13 protein-coding genes are annotated in these 18,437 nt (G+C 44.3%); 10 read left to right on the top strand and 3 right to left on the bottom strand.

Annotated features, from left to right (window positions below):
• Positions 1-61: 61 nt before the first annotated feature.
• From ACI2JM_RS00065 to ACI2JM_RS00050, 4 genes are all read left to right on the top strand, one after another.
• On the top strand, positions 62-2,185 hold the full coding sequence (locus ACI2JM_RS00065; RefSeq protein ID WP_404641202.1) for an acetyl/propionyl/methylcrotonyl-CoA carboxylase subunit alpha: 2,124 nt from the start codon (positions 62-64) through the stop codon (positions 2,183-2,185).
• A gap of 59 nt (positions 2,186-2,244) precedes the next feature.
• Positions 2,245-3,180 carry a hydroxymethylglutaryl-CoA lyase gene (locus ACI2JM_RS00060; RefSeq protein WP_404641200.1) on the top strand — a complete coding sequence of 312 codons (936 nt, stop codon included), beginning with the start codon at positions 2,245-2,247 and terminating at the stop codon, positions 3,178-3,180.
• Positions 3,181-3,252: 72 nt separating this feature from the next.
• On the top strand, positions 3,253-4,440 hold the full coding sequence (locus tag ACI2JM_RS00055) for an isovaleryl-CoA dehydrogenase (RefSeq protein WP_404641198.1): 1,188 nt from the start codon (positions 3,253-3,255) through the stop codon (positions 4,438-4,440).
• 123 nt (positions 4,441-4,563) lie between these two features.
• Positions 4,564-5,082, top strand: a complete 519-nt coding sequence (locus tag ACI2JM_RS00050; RefSeq protein WP_404641196.1) for an energy transducer TonB — start codon at positions 4,564-4,566, stop codon at positions 5,080-5,082.
• A gap of 81 nt (positions 5,083-5,163) precedes the next feature.
• Here the strand turns inward: ACI2JM_RS00050 and ACI2JM_RS00045 are convergent, their stop codons facing one another.
• Positions 5,164-5,892 (bottom strand): pantothenate kinase, encoded by a 729-nt coding sequence (locus tag ACI2JM_RS00045; protein WP_045453617.1) that lies wholly within the window; start codon positions 5,890-5,892, stop codon positions 5,164-5,166.
• Positions 5,893-5,929: 37 nt separating this feature from the next.
• Entirely contained in the window at positions 5,930-6,889 is a 960-nt protein-coding gene (locus ACI2JM_RS00040) for a biotin--[acetyl-CoA-carboxylase] ligase (protein WP_198329631.1), read from the bottom strand.
• A 195-nt stretch (positions 6,890-7,084) separates the two neighbouring features.
• On the opposite strand from ACI2JM_RS00040, the gene ACI2JM_RS00035 reads away from it, so the two are divergent.
• A complete protein-coding gene (locus ACI2JM_RS00035) occupies positions 7,085-7,888 on the top strand; it encodes a sulfite exporter TauE/SafE family protein (protein WP_201502082.1) in 804 nt (267 codons plus the stop codon).
• Between the two features lie 40 nt (positions 7,889-7,928).
• Positions 7,929-8,864, top strand: coding sequence for an STM4504/CBY_0614 family protein (locus tag ACI2JM_RS00030; protein WP_270894779.1), 936 nt, complete (start codon positions 7,929-7,931; stop codon positions 8,862-8,864).
• Here ACI2JM_RS00030 and ACI2JM_RS00025 read toward each other — a convergent pair whose 3' ends face one another.
• The gene (locus tag ACI2JM_RS00025) at positions 8,865-9,164 is read right to left on the bottom strand and encodes a DUF4298 domain-containing protein (protein ID WP_404641193.1); all 300 of its coding nucleotides are present in this window, start codon (positions 9,162-9,164) and stop codon (positions 8,865-8,867) included.
• A gap of 139 nt (positions 9,165-9,303) precedes the next feature.
• Here ACI2JM_RS00025 and ACI2JM_RS00020 point away from each other — a divergent pair, with 139 nt between their 5' ends.
• From ACI2JM_RS00020 to ACI2JM_RS00005, 4 genes are all read left to right on the top strand, one after another.
• Positions 9,304-13,266, top strand: a complete 3,963-nt coding sequence (locus ACI2JM_RS00020) for an AAA family ATPase (RefSeq protein ID WP_404641191.1) — start codon at positions 9,304-9,306, stop codon at positions 13,264-13,266.
• Positions 13,267-13,480: 214 nt separating this feature from the next.
• Positions 13,481-14,497, top strand: coding sequence for a cell division protein ZipA C-terminal FtsZ-binding domain-containing protein (locus ACI2JM_RS00015; RefSeq protein WP_404641189.1), 1,017 nt, complete (start codon positions 13,481-13,483; stop codon positions 14,495-14,497).
• Positions 14,498-14,843: 346 nt separating this feature from the next.
• Positions 14,844-16,931: an NAD-dependent DNA ligase LigA gene (ligA, locus tag ACI2JM_RS00010; protein ID WP_404641187.1), complete on the top strand. Its 2,088-nt coding sequence runs from the start codon at positions 14,844-14,846 to the stop codon at positions 16,929-16,931.
• Between the two features lie 3 nt (positions 16,932-16,934).
• On the top strand, positions 16,935-18,290 hold the full coding sequence (locus tag ACI2JM_RS00005) for a hypothetical protein (protein ID WP_404641185.1): 1,356 nt from the start codon (positions 16,935-16,937) through the stop codon (positions 18,288-18,290).
• Positions 18,291-18,437: the final 147 nt, after the last annotated feature.

Raw genomic sequence — 18,437 nt, 5'->3', positions numbered from 1 at the left:
GAGAGATAAATGAGTCAATAGACAAGACCTCAAATAAAAACGATAACACACAGGGATAGTTATGTTTTCTAAAATTCTAATTGCCAACCGTGGTGAAATTGCCTGCCGAGTGGCCGCGACTGCCAAGCGTCTGGGTGTCAGCACTGTTGCTGTTTATTCTGATGCGGATCGTGAGGCCAAGCATGTGGCTGTCTGTGATGAAGCCATCTACTTGGGTGGCTCAGCGCCGAAAGACAGCTATCTAAAAGGTGATGCGATTATCGCGATAGCGCTTGAGACTGGCGCACAAGCGATTCATCCGGGTTATGGATTTTTAAGCGAAAATGCTGATTTTGCGCAAGCCTGTCAGGATGCAGGACTGGTATTTATCGGTCCATCGGCTGATGCTATCCGCGCCATGGGCGGCAAATCTGAATCCAAGCGCTTGATGGAGATAGCGGGCGTACCACTGATACCGGGATATCATGGTGACAATCAAGACGCAGAATTTTTGCAGCAGCAAGCCGATAGTATTGGCTATCCAGTATTGATCAAAGCCAGTGCAGGTGGCGGCGGTAAAGGCATGCGTATCGTAGAGCAAAGCCGCGACTTTGTGGATTTATTAGACTCATGTCGCCGTGAAGCCATTACCAGCTTCGGTGATGATAAAGTGTTGGTTGAAAAATACGCCTTAAAACCGCGGCATATCGAAATCCAAGTATTTGGTGATACGCATGGTAACTATGTGCATTTGTTTGAGCGTGATTGCTCCGTACAGCGTCGCCACCAAAAAGTATTAGAAGAAGCGCCTGCACCGGGTGTTGATATTGCGATGCGTGAAGCTATGGGCACCGCTGCCATCGAAGCGGCTCGTGCGGTCGATTATGTTGGCGCAGGCACGGTCGAGTTCATCGTTGAGCAGCGTGAAGACGCTATGAATTTTTATTTCATGGAAATGAACACGCGCTTGCAAGTTGAGCATCCAGTCAGTGAAGCGATTACCGGTGTCGATTTGGTCGAATGGCAGCTCTTGGTCGCGGCAGGTCACCCATTGCCAAAAACTCAAGACGATCTGACTATCAACGGTCATGCTATTGAGGCGCGCATCTGTGCTGAAAACCCTGACAATAGCTTCTTGCCCGCGACCGGTACGTTGTTTACGTATCAAAAACCTGAACACAGCACCTTTATGATTGATAAAGACGGTACTGGTGTGCGTATCGATGATGGCGTGCGCGAAGGCGATGTGATTAGTCCATTTTATGACTCTATGATTGCCAAGCTCATCGTCCATGCGCCAACACGAGCGCAAGCATTAGCCAAGCTTGATCGAGCTCTTGCCCAAACCCGTATCGTGGGTTTACCGAATAATGCGGCATTTTTACGCTACATCTTAAATACAGAATCTTTTAGTAAAGCCAATCTCGATACGGCATTGATTGAGCAGGAGCGTGATGCGATTTTTAATCAGCAGCCTTTAGCTTTATCGACGCTGGTTGTGACCGCCATTACACAGCAGCTTGCGAGTGAAGCGCCCACGCAGGGATCAGATCCATTTAGCAAACCTACTGGCTTCCGTGCTTATAATGATTACACTCGCTCATTTAGCTTGGTTTATGATGAGAGTGCTTATGCGGCCCGCATGAGCAACTGGCACAATACAAATTATCCAGACAGTAAAAAGGGTAGCGATAACCTAAGTAGCTTTACGCTCGTTATCGAAAAAGAAGTCGCGAATACGCAGGATAATAGCAATATTAATGTAGCTGCTCAGACCGAAACGGTCTATGAAGGTCAAGTGAGCTATGCCAGCAGCGACGAGCACAACCATACGTTATGGTTAGATGATGCACGTACTAGCGCGCAAAGCTGGGTGCTTAATGAGACGGTTTATGTGTTCACAGACAGTGGTCGTGATGAGATTACGCTTGTTGATATTATGGCTCAGGTAGGCGAAGAGTCCGCAGCGGTTGGCAGTTTAAAATCACCGATGCCAGGACAGGTTGTTGCCTTTAAAGTGGCGGTTGGCGATACTGTGAAAAAAGGTGAGCCATTAGCTGTCATCGAAGCTATGAAGATTGAGCATACCATTACTGCGCCGACAGATGGTGTGGTGGCAGAATTGCTATTTGCAGCAGGTGACTTGGTCGCTGATGGTGACGAATTATTACGCATTGATGCTGGCAAAAATACTGAGAGTGAATAGCTGACCAAGCCTAATAAAAGAGCCTCATAGAAAGGCGAATAATAACAAGGATGACAAGCATGAGCTATTCGTATCCAAACCATTCATATCCAAGCCATGTCACCATCGTTGATGTCAGTCCGCGTGATGGACTACAAAACGAGTCAACGACGGTACCGACTGAGGTTAAGCAAACGCTTATCAATGATTTGATTGCAGCCGGTGTTAAAAAGCTAGAAGCGACCAGTTTTGTCTCGCCAAAGTGGGTGCCACAGATGGGCGATAATAGCGCGCTACTTGATGCGCTAGCGCCGACACGGCAGACAGATATTTGCTACTCGGTACTGGTACCTAATATGCGCGGCTTTGAAAACGCCATCATTCATCGTCCTGATGAAATCGTTATTTTTGGTTCAGCAAGTGAAACCTTTAGTCAAAAAAATATCAATTGTAGTATTGATGAGAGTATCGAGCGTTTTGCGCCAGTAGCTGCGGCTGCAAAAGCGCAAGGCATCAAAGTACGTGGTGTTATCTCTTGCACGGTAGGCTGTCCTTATGAAGGTGATATTGACCCAAGCCAAGTAGCGTATGTGACCAAGCGCTTAGTTGAGATTGGTTCAGAGCAGATTGGCATTGCCGATACGATTGGTGTGGGTACACCGCTCAAAGTGCAGCGCGCGTTACAAGCCGCATTAGAATATGCTGATATCTCTATGCTATCAGGGCACTTTCACGATACTTATGGTCAAGCATTGAGCAATACGCTAGCGGCACTACAAATGGGTGTTAGCGAGTTTGATACCTCGGTGGCTGGCTTAGGCGGTTGTCCGTATGCCAAGGGTGCAACGGGTAATGTGGCGACCGAAGATGTGGTGTATATGCTGCATGGTATGGGCATTCACACTGGTATTGATCTGGATAAATTGGTCGTGGCAGGTGAGCGTATCAGTGCGTTCTTAAAGCGTCCAAATGGTTCAAACGTGGCACGTGCTTTAATCAATAAACGTCAACCTTAAATTTTGGCTTTAAAAAACAAATTAGAACCTAAACGTTAAAAATATCAGAATATCAAAACACAAGGAATAGTTATGAGTTTACCTGGATTAAATTTTCAGCTTGGCGAAGATATTGATGCATTACGCGATATGGTACAGCAGTTTGCAACCAATGAAATCGCCCCACGTGCTGCCGAGATTGATAGCAGCGATGAATTCCCAATGGATCTATGGCAAAAGATGGGTGATATCGGTCTGCATGGCATTACCGTTCCTGAAGAATACGGCGGCTCTAATATGGGCTACGTCGCACATATGGTCGCAATGGAAGAGATTAGCCGCGCTTCAGCATCGGTAGCGCTTAGCTATGGCGCACACTCAAACCTATGTATCAACCAAATAAAACGTAACGGCAGTGAAGCACAAAAACAAAAGTATTTGCCAAAATTAGTCAGCGGTGAGTTCATCGGTGCATTGGCTATGAGTGAGACAGGCGCTGGCTCAGACGTCGTTAGTATGAAGCTGAAAGCGGAAGAAAAAGACGGCAGCTACGTGTTAAACGGTAGCAAAATGTGGATTACCAATGGTCCCGATGCTGACGTGATGGTGGTTTATGCTAAGACCAATCCAGAGCTAGGCGCGAAAGGCATGACTGCCTTTATCGTTGAAAAAGGCATGGAAGGTTTCGGCACAGCGCAAAAGCTCAATAAGCTTGGTATGCGTGGTAGCCATACGGGTGAGATGACCTTTAACAATGTGACCGTACCAAGCGAAAATATTTTAGGCGGTCTCAATGAAGGCGTTAAGGTATTGATGAGCGGGCTGGATTACGAGCGTGCAGTATTAGCTGCAGGTCCTATCGGCATCATGCAAGCGGTGATGGACAATGTCGTGCCTTATATCCATGATCGTAAGCAGTTTGGGCAAGCCATTGGTGAGTTTCAGCTTATCCAAGGTAAAGTTGCCGATATGTATACCATCTTGCAAGCAGGACGCAGCTTCTTATATACCGTTGGTAAAAACCTCGATATGCTAGACCAACGCGGTGCCGGTCATAGCCGAGAAGTACGTAAAGATTGTGCCAGTGTGATTTTATGGTGTGCCGAAAAAGCCACTTGGATGGCAGGCGAGGGCATTCAAATCTTTGGTGGTAATGGCTACACCAATGAGTATCCACTCGGTCGCTACTGGCGTGATGCCAAGTTGTATGAGATTGGCGCAGGTACCAGTGAAATCCGCCGTATGCTAGTCGGTCGTGAGCTGTTTAACGAGACCAAATAAAGCATAATAATGATTTAAAAGTTAACTTTTATCGAATAATTTTATTCTAAGATCTAAAAATGTGCTACGTTGTATGTCTCATAGCGTGGCACTTTTTAATGACTGAAATAAAAGACTTTTATCATGATTCGTAAATTACATATCAAGCCAGCCTTTAATACAGTTTCTACCTTTTTCACCAATATAAAACCTACCAGTATCTATGGCCTGTTAGTTACTTTGTTTGCGTTATTTACGATGACAGCGAGTGTCACGCCTGCACAAGCAGAGCTGGTTGATTTATCTAGTCCTGAACCCATTATTCAGCTCTCTACTCAAGACGCTAGCTGGCTAACACCGCCAAGATTCGATCGTGCTATTCGTCATACTTCTATAGATAAATATTTAATTCATTGTTCCTATGATGAAAATGGGGCTGCTATCAAGCCTTGTGATAGAACGGATTTAAAAATAGTTTTGTTATTACGCGTTGATAAGCAAGGCAGTATTAAAAATATAAAAGTGATTGAGAGTAGCGGTGTGGAAAGTATAGATAAAATGACTATTAGAGAACTTTACAAAGCTCGACTTAAGCCTTTTTTGATAAAAGGGCAAGCAGTAATGGGAGATGTTAATGTACCGATTGTATTTACAGCACCATAACCATCGTATTTAAGTCAAAAAAAGCAGTACGACTAAAACGTACTGCTTTTTTATTAATCATTTTATAAGGTTAATAAATGATTACGACTGTTTGGTATGATCAAAATATCGTGCCAGACCATTCAACAATAAATCATCACGCAAGCGTACTGGTCGATTAACATGCTGAGAAATAATAGCTGCATCACCACCCGTCATGATGACTTCAAAGTTGGGATGGCGATGGCTAATCTCATTGATAGCACCGACAATAGAGAGCAAGATACCGCGATGTACCGCATCTTGTGTGGTCATGCCTTGACCAACACTATCAAAGGTGCCATTGGATATAGTAATTTGCTTAGTGCCTGAAAATAGTGATTCACGTTGCAGATAAATACTGGGGAAAATATAACCGCCCAAATGCTCAGCATGATCAATCAAGTCAATGGTCACTGCTGTGCCACAGCCAATCACGCATTGACGTTTTTTCTTATCCACGGCGCCGAGCATCTGTAGCCAACGATCACAGCCGAGCTGTTCGTCATTATAAGCACTCTTCATCAAAGCATGCGCTGCATCGACATGGACAAACTCAAACGGAATATTCAGACGACCTAACGTCTCTGACACTTTAACATTCAAATCGTCGCCAAGTACCGATGAGATACCAATAAAATCAGGTGCATAACGCTCGAAGCGATCGGTCAAACCCATCAATAGTTCGGCAGGCGCTTGCAAATGTTGCTTGGCATCATGCGCGACTATTTGTCCGATATCATCGGTGAGCCAGTATTTTAGACGGGTGTTGCCAAGATCTAACCAGAGCATAAAAATCCCTTTATATCGTGCCCATTGGGTCTTTGATTTAAGCCTTATCAATAACGTCGATGCGTCCGGTAAAAAGCGCAGAAATCTTACCGCTATCTTGACGCAATTGCAAACATCCATGTGTATCAAGACCACAAGCATAACCTGTGATGCTATCTGTTTTACCGTTATGCTCTTGAGTAACGTGCAAGCGTAATCCTGCCAGTGCATCCATCGATTCAAACTGTTTTAAAAAGCTGTCCAAATTATAGCTTTGGCCAGTGGGCTTCTCTAATCCTAGGTGCTCAAAGCGTGTCATCGCGGCTAGCAGGGCTTTACTCATTTGTTGGTAAAGCATTTTTAGGCTTGGTAGGCTCACAATATCTGTCTCTGGTTTTAGCCTCTCATAAATATCCTGTAGGCTAATCGCCTGATAACTCATGCCTTCGCAGGTCTTTGCAGTGAGTTTGGGCGTTGCCTGTACATTAAGTCCTACGCCCATCACCACGCCGACCAATTTGCCCGTTTGGGTAACAGGTTCTATTAAAATTCCCGCAAGTTTATTAAAGGGTAGGGTCTGTGCTGCCAGTTTAGGCTCATTTGACACTGAGTCAGATGGTGGTTGATAAAAGCCCAAATCGTTTGCCCACTTCACGCCGATGGGCGTCAATCCTTGCGCGCGTAATTGCTCATTTAATATTTGAATAACGGGCATTTTTGCCAGTTCAACGCCGATAATCAGCGACAGTAAACCGCTAATCGGCAGATGAACAGGATGATATAACGACAGATAGACATTGCCGCGCGGTGATTGCCACGAGCGCCCGTGCTGCCCACGTCCAGCGCTTTGGGTTTCAGCGGTCAGTAGATGCATCTGCGCAGCATTTAACGTGCCATGTTGTACATCTGTTATCAGCTCGCTATTGGTAGAGGCACTGCTGACAAGGTGGCGATGGTTCAGCTGTGGTAAATGATGAAGCTCTAATGAGTCGTCAGAAAAATTGGAAAATGGCGGCATAAGTTTCGTCGATGTGGTTAATATAGCGTGGATAATCTTTGTTATACTGGGCGATTGTCATGAGATTGTCACGATTAGACAGTATCAAATAAACAGCATAAAGGTCGGATTATGATTTAGCAAATGCGATAGGTAAGTGATTATAAAACTAAAGAATTTTTATAAAAATAAGTGTGATAAAAGGCTGATTCGATGATGTTATATGTGTGGTTTGTGATTGCAGGCGCGTTTGCGGGTGTCAGTGCCGGTTTATTTGGCGTTGGCGGCGGCATGATTATCGTACCAGCATTGGTATGGATTTTTACCGCTTATGATTTTTCACCAGAAGTGGTGACCCATTTGGCGATTGGTACGTCACTGGCGACCATCGTTGTGACCTCGATCAGCTCAATGACTGCGCACAATAAGCGCGGCGGCGTGCGTTGGGAAGTATGGCGCAAAATGGCACTCGGCTTGGTCATCGGTAGTTTGGTGGGAGCAGGTATTGCCGATATGATTGACGGTAAAGTATTGCAAGCCATCATCGGTGTCGGCGCGTTATTGGTTGCTTTAAAAATGCTGTTTTTGTCCAATAAAGAGCAACTGGGCAAACCGCTACCGTCAGCTGGCGTACAGTTCGGCGCAGGTACTGGTATTGGCATGGCGTCGTCTATTTTTGGTATTGGCGGTGGCAGCTTAACCGTGCCGTTTTTGAATTGGGCGGGGTTACCGATGAAGCAGTCGGTCGGCACGTCTGCCGCTTGTGGCTTACCGATTGCATTGGCTGGCGCGGCAGGGTTTGCATGGTTCGGGCAAGATGTGGTCAATCTGCCTGAGGGCACGATAGGTTTTGTGCATATCACGGGTTTTTTATGTATTTCCGTCGCTAGCTTTGCAATGGCAAAAGTCGGTGCGAAGCTTGCGCACCAGTTGCCTGCGCTAACGCTTAAGCGTGCCTTTGGGGTGTTGTTATTGTTTGCAGGCGGGCAGCTGTTGTTAAGTGGGATTGGGGTGATTTAGTCTAGCGAAATATTGATTAATAATAAATTGAGGGTTTAAAATGGCTATTGTTGAGTTATTTCATAAAAGACAGAAAAGGCTACGGGGCGAATATCCTGATGTTTATCAATACGATGAATTGCCGGATAAATTAAAAGTTCAAATCGTGCACATGTGGGATGAAACGATAGGAAGAGACCCGAGTATATATAATACTTATTTGGATTCAATCCAAAAAAATAGTCGTATTGTTTTAGAGCAAGTATATAAAATATTAACAAAAGAATTAGGGGTTTTTAAATTAACTTTAAACGAACAAAGTGACTCTACTTATTTTGAAAAAATATCTAACTATTTTCTTAATGAGACTGAAACAGAAAAGTCTTTAGATGTTGTTGAAGTTATGATGCAAGCAATAATCTTATTCCATAGAAGCTCTCGAAATAAATTCAAATTAGTAGAGGTAATGGATGAATTGAATCAGCGTTTTCGTGAACATGGCATAGGTTACCAATATGAGAACGGACAAATTATTAGAATGGATTCCGAGTTTATCCATGCTGAGGCTGTTAAGCCTGCTTTACACTTACTTAGTGATCCAACATATAAAGGTGCACAACAAGAATTTCTAAAAGCACATGAACACTATCGTCATGAAAGGTATAGCGAAGCTTTAATCGACTGTCTTAAAGCGTACGAAAGCACATTAAAAATTATTCTAGATAAAAATAAATGGGAGTACAGTCCTAATGCAACCGCTGACGAGCTCACAGGTCGACTCATGCAGTCAGGGTTAGTTCCCGAGTTTTGGCAACAGTACTTTAAGTCCTTAAAAAATACTTTAACTTCAGGTGTTCCTACTGCTCGTAATAAATTGGCAGGTCATGGTGCAGCCAATGAAGTTAGAGAAATACCTGAATATTTAGTTAGCTATATCCTTCATATGACAGCCTCTACCATTGTATTTTTAATCAAAGCAGATGAAAGCTTGAGATGATTATTTTTTATCAATCGCATCTAGCCCCAAACGCATCCATTTTCTTGCTAGCTCATCATGGTCGCTGAGCATATTCCACAGCGCATCTTCACTAAAGATAGAGTATTCTTTACCCGAATGTTCAATTGGCAGATCCGCTTCACGATCTATCATCCATTGAGGGTCTAGATAGTAATTTTTCAACTCATTTTGCAATGCTTCAGCTTGCAAAAACTGCTGCTGCGCTTCGAGTTGCTGGCGATGTAGTTTGCACCATTCTTCATATTTTTGCTGTAGTTCTTGCGGATTATAGTTAGGCATTTTTATACTCTTATTTTTTGATAGATATATGAATGATTATTATTTTCAGCCCTATTATAGCATTCCTGACAAACCCTAAAAATCCGTCACAATTTCAGGTAGAATAGCCGCCTGTTTTCGCCATATTTACTGATCCTTCATGCGCCTAAAATCTCTCAAGCTGGCAGGCTTTAAATCCTTTGCCAATCCAACGACTTTTACCTTTCGTCATGGTATCACCGCCATTGTCGGGCCGAACGGCTGTGGCAAATCTAACGTCATTGATGCCATACGTTGGGTGTTGGGTGAAACCTCTGCCAAGCAGCTGCGTGGCGGGGCGATGAGTGATGTTATCTTTGCGGGTACGCAAGATAAAGCCGCCAAAAGTGTCGCTAGTGTCGAGCTAACCTTTGAGCATACGCAAGATGAGCAAAACGGTATTCGCCATGAGTTTAATCTTTATCAAGAGCTGTCCGTTCGTCGTCAGGTAAATAAGGAAGGTCGCTCAGATTACTTTATCAATGGCACGCGTTGTCGTCGCCGTGATGTGGTCGATGTATTCTTGGGTACGGGACTTGGCGCACGTAGCTATGCGGTGATTGAGCAAGGCATGATTGGGCGTATTGTTGAGTCTAGCCCACTTCAGCTGCGTGAGTTCATCGAAGAGGCGGCAGGGGTGTCGCGCTATCAAGCTCGCCGTGAAGAAACACAAAAGAAATTAGAGAAAACTAAAGATAATTTAGTACGCCTGCATGATATGCAAAGCGAGCTGGTCAGCCAACAAAAGCGTCTGTCTAAACAAGCTGCCAGTGCTGAGCGTTATGAGGAGCTGGCATTAGCGCTTGCTGATATCAAACAGCAGCTTGCCATTCAGCAGCTCTATCAAGCCAAGCATACTCAGCAGCAGCAAAAAATAGCGCATGAGCGCAGCGCCACTGAAGTATCAACTTTACAAGCCAATTATGACACCCTAAAAGCCAAGCAAGATAAGCTTGCTGCGCATATCAATCAAGAGCAATGGCTAAAAGACGATGCTCAAAGCGCCCATTATCAACAGCAGCTAAGCTATCAACAAGCTGAACACCAGCTTAGTGATGCCAAGTCACAGCTGACTGCTATTGAGCAGCAACTAGCTAGCTTGGATCAGCAGCGAAAGCAAGCAGTCGATGAGATAAATCGCTTAAAGGCTGAGCAAGCCGAGCAGCAGACTGTGCTAGAAGCATTGCGTCCGAAGCTTATTGAATTAACGAATAAACGTGAAGCGCATAAACGCAACGAGCAGCCATTACAGCGCGCCTACCATGACGCGCAAAATCAGCTATCACGCTTGCAGGATGAAGCTCGCTCGCTAGAACAGCAGCAAGCCATTAATAGCCAAGCACAAAAACGTTATCAGCAAAATAATGAAAAATGGCAACGTCGTCAGCAAAATTGGCAGCATTTATGGCAGCAACTCCAACAGTCGCTATCACCAGTTGCAAGTGCTGGTTTGCAAGATAATTCTGATACGAATAATTTGCAGCAGACATTAGTGGCGCAAGTTGCCGAGCTAAACAAACAATTGCATCAGATTGAACGCCAACAAGACAGCGTCGATGAGCGACTGTCTGAGCTACAACCGCAAGCGCAGGATTTACAACAGCAATTACACACGCAGCAGCGTGAGCTTAGCGAGAGTGAGAAGCGCCACGCCGTATTGGCAGGTGAGTACGATACCCTGCATCAGATATTGCATCCTAAGCCGACACCAAAATCGCAACCGCTTGTTCATGCAAAAACTGCTGATATTAAAAGTGATTTAGAAAATGAAATAGCTAGCGACTATAGCCAATTGACCATTACCATCTTGCGTGACCAGATTGAGTTAAGCGCGAAAGGTCAGCAGCATGCAGAGCTACTTGATAGTGTGTTGGCATTGTGGCTAGATAGCCATGTGCTGGTTTCTAACCAAACTTATCAACCAAGTGTTGATAACGTGAGCGATGACTCTGAGAAAGTGCATAGCTTATGGCAGGTGCTTGAGCATGAGTTAAAAGATTTATTTGTTTATCAAAATGCGCAAACCAATACAGTGGACAAGTCATCAATCAAAATAGAAACGGGTCATAGTTTGTGGCTATCTGCTAAGAAAAATGAGATAAATACAAAGCAATTGATTAGCGAATTGCCTGAGAGTTTGATTGATAAAGTACTGCCTTTATCACAGCTGATTAGCGCACCGAACTTAGCGCTTTGGCGGCAGTGCTATTTATATATTGCACAGCCTGAGACAGATAATAGGCAAACGTTAGAAGCGCTTGCTGAGATTTTAAAAGTATTGCCATCGTCAGCTATGTTACTCACGACTGACGGCTGGATTATTAGTCGTCAGGGTACGATGAATCTAAGTAAATTCGCTGGTGCGCAAGATGGACAAAATGATAGCAATAACAGCAACAGTCAATTTTTAACCCAGCGTTTACAGCAGCGCAGCCGTTTGCAAGCGTTAGAGAATTTGCTCGATGATTTTGAAAGCAAGATACAAGACCAGCAAAAGGCGATTGCTAATAACCAGCGTAACTATGATGCATTAACAGTTAGCTTAGAAGAGACTCGTGCACAAGCTGAGCAATTAACCCGCGATAAGCATCAGTATCAGCAAAAGCTCACTACTCAGCGCGCCAACGCTGAACGTTTGCAAGCGGACAGCCAACGTCTCAACGCTGATAAAGCAGCCCTCGAGCAAGAGCAACAGGAGCTGGTGCAAGAACAACAAACGCTGAATCAAGAACAGCAGGATCTCCAAAGCAAAATAGCAGCGCTGACGCCAAAAATCTCCGATGCTCGTGCGGTAACTCAGCAATTACAAGCTGAGCGCAGTGAGCTAAGTCGTACCCGTCAAGTAGATGATGACGCTTGGCAAGCCTTGCAACTTCGTATCCAGCAGAGCGAGATGCGTTTAGAACACAGTGTCAGTAGTCTTGCTCGGGCAAGTGCGCAATTTGATAAGTCGCTACAAAGCGAGCAAAATCTAAAGACGCGTCATGAGCAGCAGCAAAATACATTGCCAGCACTGCAAGCTGCATTGCAAACAGCACAGACCGCGCGCGATGAGCAGCAGGCTATATTAACAGGACGCGAGACCGCGTTAACGGCGCTCAAGCAAGAATACAATCAGCAGCAGGTTGAGCTAGATAGCTTGCAAAACACACTGCAGACCCAGCAAAATGCGCTTGCTAATCACTCGACCGAGTTGGCATTAAGCGCTGCAAAATTAGAGGATGCTAGTAGCCATACGCAAGAAGCGCTAGATGCTTATTATAAGGTGAGTCATAAATATAAAGCACAATCGGACATAGCGCAGCACCCACAGCATCAGCAACAAGTGATGAGCGTTTCAAACTTATTGGCAGATTTTATCGCTCATGATCGCCGCGTGCGCCCAGATAAAATCACTGAGCTTGAGGCTGAGCATAGTAAGATTGAGCAGCAACTAAGTAAAATTGGCGCAGTCAACTTGGCAGCCGTGGCAGAGTTGGCAGAGGTCAATGAACGCTTAGAGCCACTCGCGCAGCAGACCGCAGATATTGCTGCGAGTATGCAGACGTTAACGGAGGCGATTGCTTCGATTGATGAGACCACCAAGACGCTATTTATGCAGACGCTCGATGCCGTCAATATTGAGCTTGCCAATTTATTTGCCAAAGTGTTTGGTGGTGGGCAAGCCAGTTTAACGCTCAATACGGATGATATGCCCGTTAATGCGCCAAAATCAGAACAGTGGCGGGCAGGGCTTACCTTAATGGCACAGCCGAAAGGCAAGCGTAATAGTCGCCTCGCTGTGCTTTCAGGTGGTGAAAAAACGCTTACTGCACTGAGTTTGATTTTTGCGATATTTAAGCAGCATCCCGCGCCATTTTGTGTACTGGATGAAGTTGATGCACCACTTGATGACGCCAACGTCGCCCGCTTTACCAGTCTCATTCATGAATTAGCAGACGATTTGCAGTTTATCTTTATCAGCCATAATAAGTTGACGATGCAGATTGCCGATGAATTAAAGGGCGTTACCATGCCAAGCGCAGGGATTTCTACCTTGGTCAGCGTCTCACTTGATGAGGCAGCGCGTTACCTTTCTGATTAAGAGCAGCGTTGAATAGCAAAAATAATTGATAACTGGCAGCAGTTGTCGGTGGTATAGTTAGAAATGATGTGCCAATATTACAACGTCACGCAAGTGTGTCAGCCTCACGGTAAACGATGACTATATGGTGACGATATTCATTAGCCATGCTAGACTATTGCCATTTATTCCCTCTTATGTATTCCCTTTTGTCATATATTAGGATGTATCTCTTATGACCGCTATTCAGTTTATATTGATTGCCATTGCCGCATTTATCATGCTTGCAGGGCTATTTATGGTCATTCGTAGCTTTAAGCGCCGCAGCAATGCTGAAGCGGTAGCGGTCAATTATGATAAAAACGGTATTCCTATCATACCGCGCCATGAACGGAATATCGTTGATCAACCAGACTTGGACGATACAGTCGCTGGCGAAACAAGTATCGCCCCTGATCGCAGTTATCTAAATGCGGTGGTCGAAGACGAGCCTTTGACCCAACCTCATACCCATGTTGATATGCAGCTGACAGCTGGGCATGCGGATGTTAATGACAGCGATACGGACACAATAGATGATGCTGACTATGTGCGCTGGCAAGCAGAGCAGCAGCGTGCTGATAACAGCGAGTTTGCAGAAGCCGCTGAGCAGATGCATATCGAGCAAGAGCAGGATGCGTTTTCAAGCTTGATGTCCGCAACTGACAGCTTGATGCCCTCTATTGATACCGCAGACGAGCCAAGCTTCGATAATAACAGTCCGATACTCGATCAGCATTTATCAGAACCGGTCGATGAAGCGCAAAACGGTCCACTCATCAATGCCAAAGACAACATTAATATCACTATTTTGCCGCATCAATATCGCGACCGTCCAGCCGCGATTATCCGTGGGCGTGATTTATTGGCATTAATCGATAAGTATGGTCTGCGCTATGGCGCGATGAATATGTTCCATCGTTATGAGCAAAAAGACGGTACGGGCATGCTATGGTTCAGTATGATGGGCATCACTGATAGTGGCATCGCGCCTTTTGATCCGCATAGCGTGGCGACCAATACTTATAATGGCGTGGTAGTATTCTTATCGCTGCCGCATCCACAAGCGCTGCGTAGCTTCGATAGTATGATGAGTATTGCTTACATGATGGCAAGTGATTTGGATGCCATTATGCTCGATGAAGAGAACGAACCAATCACCCCTGAATACAAGCAGCAATTGCGTAACCAAGTTCGCGATTATGAAGGTTAGGTTTAATGTATTAATACAGGTTGATTAATAAAAGCTGATTCATATTAGCAGTATTCTAAAAGGCAAATAGCGCTTGACGTTATTTGCCTTTTTTAGTTTTTGGTTGACGCGTTTTTTATTAGCCTGATTTTCTATAAACTTGGTTTTCAACAGAATTATTTTTCTGCAAAATGCTAGAGTCGGTTCAAGATAATTTAGATACAAGGAAGGTGAGTGAAAGTACTACACATAGTAGACTGAGCGAGCCTGACACAGTATCTAATTTATATAGGAACGACTATATCCGAGCATCCTACAAACTTGTTATCATATCGGCATCTTGAATCGCAAAGAAAAGACGCCGACTATGACTGACCCTATCTCACCGCTTACCTCTAAAAACATTAATAAAGACATTAATACTGCCAATCCTATAAAAAATGATGATGCTATCGTCACCCAGATGCGCACTTTTATCGATGCGCTTAAGCAGCACAATTATGCCTATTATGTGCTTGATAATCCCATTTTAGAAGACAGCGAATACGATCAGGTGCGCCGCTCTTTGTTGGCGCTTGAAGAAAAATATCCCGATTTGGTACAGCCAGACAGCCCAATTAACCAAGTTGGCGATATGCCACTATCGGCTTTTACCCAAGTGACTCATGATATTCCGATGCTCTCGCTTGGCAATGTCTTTGATTATGATGAATTACATGGCTTTATGCGCCGCGTGAATGATCGCCTCAACGATGCACAGCAAAACCCTGAATATGAGATGGAGCTAAAGCTTGATGGCTTGGCGGTGTCACTCAAATATGCTTATGGCAAGTTTGTCCAAGCGGTGACACGCGGTGATGGGCAAACGGGCGAGGATATCACCCAAAATGCCAAAACCATTCGCAATTTGCCACTTTGGCTCGCGGCTGCAAGCGAGATTCCATTATTAGAAGTGCGCGGTGAGGTGCTGATGCCAAAAGCGGGCTTTGAGCGTTTGAATCGTCTTGCTGAAGAAAAGGGCGACAAAACTTTTGCCAATCCACGCAATGCCGCTGCTGGGAGTTTGCGTCAGCTAGATCCCGCCATTGCTGCTAGCCGTCCGCTCGCATTTTACTGTTATTCAGTCAATCAAGGGTTACCTGAGCATATCAAAACCCAATCAGCAGCGCTTGCTTGGCTAAAAATCATTGGCTTTACCGTCAGTGCAGTCGAGGTGGTACAAAATCCACGCGAGGCTCAAGCCTATTATGAATCAGTGAAGGAGACACGTGGCGAGCTGCCGTTTGAGATTGATGGCATGGTCATCAAGGTCAATAGCTTGGCGTTGCAGCAGCAGCTTGGTTTTTTATCACGTGAGCCGCGCTGGGCAACCGCTTATAAATTCCCTGCCGAAACCGTCATGACTCGCTTGCATGCTATCGAGTGGCAAGTCGGACGCACGGGCGCGATTACGCCTGTTGGTAAATTAGAACCTGTAAAAGTCGGCGGCGTCACTGTCAGCAATGTCACCTTGCATAACTTTGGTGAGATTCAGCGATTGGATGTGCGCGCAGGCGATATGGTCAGCGTCCACCGTGCAGGGGATGTGATTCCTAAAGTGACCCGTGTTTGGACAGATCAACGTCCAGAAAATTCTGAACCCGTTACGTTGCCATCGACCTGTCCAGTCTGCGACTCGCCTGTGGTGTTACCCAAAGATGAAGCGTTGGCGCGTTGCACTGGCGGGCTATTTTGTCCCGCGCAGCAGGTCGAGGCGCTCATCCACTTTGTCTCGCGTCGGGCAATGGATATCGATGGCTTAGGCGCAAGTTGGCTGATTAGCTTTTTTGAGCATGGCTTGGTGAAGACAGTCGCTGATATCTATCAGTTGCACAATCATCAAGACGAGCTGATTACGCTTGAGAAACTGGGCGAAAAGTCGGTACAGAACATCCTCAGTGCTATCGAAGCCAGTAAGCATACGACATTGGCTCGTTTTATCTACGCGCTGGGCATTCGTGGTGTCGGTGAGACAACGGCGCAAAACCTAGCCCAGAAATTTGGCGACCTCGATAGCTTGATGGCTGCTGATATCGATAAACTACTACAAACGCCTGACGTCGGCGCGATCACTGCTGAACTTGCTTATAAATTCTTCCGCGCACCACACAATATCGAAGTTATCACGGCATTACGAGAAGCTGGCGTGCACTGGGATAAGGTTGAGCAAGTCGCGTCAGAAGGATTGCCACTCGATGGGCAAACATGGGTGATCACGGGTGCGCTCGATAGCATGGCGCGTGATGAAGCCAAAGCCAAACTGCAAGCGCTCGGTGCAAAAGTCTCAGGTAGTATTTCTGCGAAAACCACCGCGTTACTGGCAGGGGATAAAGCTGGCTCGAAAATGGCAAAAGCTGAGAAGCTGGGCGTAAAGGTGGTGGGTGAAGATGAGTTTTTGGCGATGGTTGGGGAGTAGGTTATGAATAGTGATGATTTGAAAGGTTTGGATGAAGCGACTCGGGAAGAAGTTGAGAAGTTACTGAAAGTGACGCGTGAGAAGGATGGAGATGAAGAATATATAAGTGCTCAGTTTGAGCTAGAAGACTACATGGATAAGAATAAAAAATATGAATTAGGTGTGAAGTATTTAAAGAATATAAGAGAAGATGATGGTGCTATTTACTATAAAGCATTAATACTTATATTTGCTAATCAATACTTTTTTATGAATGATTTAGATGCTTCTTATGACTCTATATTTGAGTTCTTAGAAGGTAGTGAATATGCTTTTAATGATGTGAAAGAGGACACTTTTGATAGCATAAGAGGCGATGCTTTTGGGGTTGCAAAAAAATATTTTTACCAAGAAAACTATATAAAATCTCTAAATTTATTTAAATTAATTGGAGGTTCTTACTCATATCAGTCCAGCTGCTACGAAAAAATATGTAAATTAAAAATGAATATTGAGACTAAGAAAATAGGAGAGATGAGTAACGATTTGAAAGGCAAGGTAGAAGAGATTATAGACATCTTAAAACTAGATTTTCTTCCTTTATCAGAATACGAGCAAGCTCCTGAAAGAAAACTGGCACACTATACAGGTACATATACAACCAATAAGCTGCTTTCTAAAGAAGAAAATAAAGACAAGCCAAGCGCTTTTCGTTTAAATACTATCAATAACGTTAATGATCCTAGTGAAGGTAAACTACTTACAAACTACCTTGAATCTACGAAAGAGACCTCTTTTTATAAACCTGATTTCGATGAAAATTTGCATGCATTTATTAGTTGTTTTACTTTTAATCATGACAGTTTAAATCAGTTTCGATTATACGGAAAAGAAGACAATAAAGAAGCCTCTGGTGTTAGCTTGGTTTTTAACAAAGAGTTTTTTAAAGAGACTGACTCCCAGTCTGGTATGAACAATATATTTATTAATAGAACGATAAAAAATGTAAACAATGATTCAGATGAAGATGATGGTTCAGCTAAGAGAATAGAAAAGCAGCCAGTTATGAGATGTGTTTATATTGATCCTACTTCCGACTATATCCATCTAGCTCAGAGGAATCGCCTAACATTTTTCCGTGAGTTTGGTCGTGAAAATTTGGAAGGAGGTAGTATCCCTAAAGCTGAAATTGAGTGCACTGAATATGAGAATTATATAGACAAGAAAACCGAAGATTTTAGAGAGGCGTTTGTAGAGTTAAAAAGTATTTATAACGATGCTATAGATAAGAAGAAATCTTTAAAAAAACTAAGTAAAGAAGATTCAGATAAAATAGATAGCTTACTGGATATGATAATCTTACCTCTAAAATATCTATAGTCTAATCCAAATAAAACCGATACAACCCTATTAACAATTGCATTTAATGAAGTAAACGATGACTTATTCAATAGACTATCGCAAACAGGTACTTTCTAGCATCACTGATGGTATGACCATACGAGAAGCTGCGCTATTTTATGGACT

Origin of the sequence: Psychrobacter sp. NPDC064578 (genome assembly GCF_044901245.1) — a bacterium.
GTDB lineage: Bacteria > Pseudomonadota > Gammaproteobacteria > Pseudomonadales > Moraxellaceae > Psychrobacter > Psychrobacter cibarius_C.
The sequence above is the reverse complement of the archived record's forward strand: the minus strand, read 5'-3'. Positions and strand labels throughout refer to the sequence as shown.

What these genes read in the sequence shown, in the direction of transcription:
- ACI2JM_RS00065 (WP_404641202.1), top strand. Translation starts at nt 62, where the DNA reads ATGTTTTCTAAAATTCTAATTGCCAACCGTGGTGAAATTGCCTGCCGA.
- ACI2JM_RS00060 (WP_404641200.1), top strand. Translation starts at nt 2,245, where the DNA reads ATGAGCTATTCGTATCCAAACCATTCATATCCAAGCCATGTCACCATC.
- ACI2JM_RS00055 (WP_404641198.1), top strand. Translation starts at nt 3,253, where the DNA reads ATGAGTTTACCTGGATTAAATTTTCAGCTTGGCGAAGATATTGATGCA.
- ACI2JM_RS00050 (WP_404641196.1), top strand. Translation starts at nt 4,564, where the DNA reads ATGATTCGTAAATTACATATCAAGCCAGCCTTTAATACAGTTTCTACC.
- ACI2JM_RS00045 (WP_045453617.1), bottom strand. Translation starts at nt 5,892, where the DNA reads ATGCTCTGGTTAGATCTTGGCAACACCCGTCTAAAATACTGGCTCACC.
- ACI2JM_RS00040 (WP_198329631.1), bottom strand. Translation starts at nt 6,889, where the DNA reads ATGCCGCCATTTTCCAATTTTTCTGACGACTCATTAGAGCTTCATCAT.
- ACI2JM_RS00035 (WP_201502082.1), top strand. Translation starts at nt 7,085, where the DNA reads ATGTTATATGTGTGGTTTGTGATTGCAGGCGCGTTTGCGGGTGTCAGT.
- ACI2JM_RS00030 (WP_270894779.1), top strand. Translation starts at nt 7,929, where the DNA reads ATGGCTATTGTTGAGTTATTTCATAAAAGACAGAAAAGGCTACGGGGC.
- ACI2JM_RS00025 (WP_404641193.1), bottom strand. Translation starts at nt 9,164, where the DNA reads ATGCCTAACTATAATCCGCAAGAACTACAGCAAAAATATGAAGAATGG.
- ACI2JM_RS00020 (WP_404641191.1), top strand. Translation starts at nt 9,304, where the DNA reads ATGCGCCTAAAATCTCTCAAGCTGGCAGGCTTTAAATCCTTTGCCAAT.
- ACI2JM_RS00015 (WP_404641189.1), top strand. Translation starts at nt 13,481, where the DNA reads ATGACCGCTATTCAGTTTATATTGATTGCCATTGCCGCATTTATCATG.
- ligA (WP_404641187.1), top strand. Translation starts at nt 14,844, where the DNA reads ATGACTGACCCTATCTCACCGCTTACCTCTAAAAACATTAATAAAGAC.
- ACI2JM_RS00005 (WP_404641185.1), top strand. Translation starts at nt 16,935, where the DNA reads ATGAATAGTGATGATTTGAAAGGTTTGGATGAAGCGACTCGGGAAGAA.